Source organism: Streptomyces sp. NPDC045678, assembly GCF_056432085.1.
Genome location: NZ_JBWKJS010000022.1, coordinates 3,786 through 4,996, shown reverse-complemented (window position 1 = coordinate 4,996; position 1,211 = coordinate 3,786). Strand labels below are relative to the sequence as shown.

Annotated in this window: 1 rRNA gene (only partly in view); it reads right to left on the bottom strand. The window is 56.1% G+C overall.

The features are described from left to right. Nucleotides 1–33 precede the first annotated feature (33 nt). A 23S ribosomal RNA gene (locus tag AC07DO_RS39790) occupies nucleotides 34–1,211 on the bottom strand (it continues 2,025 nt past the right edge of the window).

Below are 1,211 nucleotides of genomic sequence, written 5' to 3'. Positions count from 1 at the left end.
GTTTCAGAACCAACACAGTGGACGCGAGCAACTGAGGACAAGCCCTCGGCCTATTAGTACCAGTCACCTCCACCCGTTACCGGGCTTCCAGATCTGGCCTATCAACCCAGTCGTCTACTGGGAGCCTTAACCCCTCAAAGGGGGTGGGAATACTCATCTCGAAGCAGGCTTCCCGCTTAGATGCTTTCAGCGGTTATCCTTTCCGAACGTAGCCAACCAGCCATGCCCTTGGCAGGACAACTGGCACACCAGAGGTTCGTCCGTCCCGGTCCTCTCGTACTAGGGACAGCCCTTCTCAATATTCCTACGCGCACAGAGGATAGGGACCGAACTGTCTCACGACGTTCTAAACCCAGCTCGCGTACCGCTTTAATGGGCGAACAGCCCAACCCTTGGGACCGACTCCAGCCCCAGGATGCGACGAGCCGACATCGAGGTGCCAAACCATCCCGTCGATATGGACTCTTGGGGAAGATCAGCCTGTTATCCCCGGGGTACCTTTTATCCGTTGAGCGACGGCGCTTCCACAAGCCACCGCCGGATCACTAGTCCCGACTTTCGTCCCTGCTCGACCCGTCGGTCTCACAGTCAAGCTCCCTTGTGCACTTACACTCAACACCTGATTACCAACCAGGCTGAGGGAACCTTTGGGCGCCTCCGTTACTCTTTGGGAGGCAACCGCCCCAGTTAAACTACCCATCAGACACTGTCCCTGATCCGGATCACGGACCGAGGTTAGACATCCAGCACGACCAGAGTGGTATTTCAACGTTGACTCCACGAACACTGGCGTGCCCGCTTCACAGTCTCCCACCTATCCTACACAAGCCGAACCGAACACCAATATCAAACTGTAGTAAAGGTCCCGGGGTCTTTCCGTCCTTCTGCGCGAAACGAGCATCTTTACTCGTAGTGCAATTTCACCGGGCCTATGGTTGAGACAGTCGAGAAGTCGTTACGCCATTCGTGCAGGTCGGAACTTACCCGACAAGGAATTTCGCTACCTTAGGATGGTTATAGTTACCACCGCCGTTTACTGGCGCTTAAGTTCTCAGCTTCGCACGCCCGAAAGCGCACTAACCGGTCCCCTTAACGTTCCAGCACCGGGCAGGCGTCAGTCCGTATACATCGCCTTACGGCTTCGCACGGACCTGTGTTTTTAGTAAACAGTCGCTTCTCGCTGGTCTCTGCGGCCACCCCCAGCTCACGGA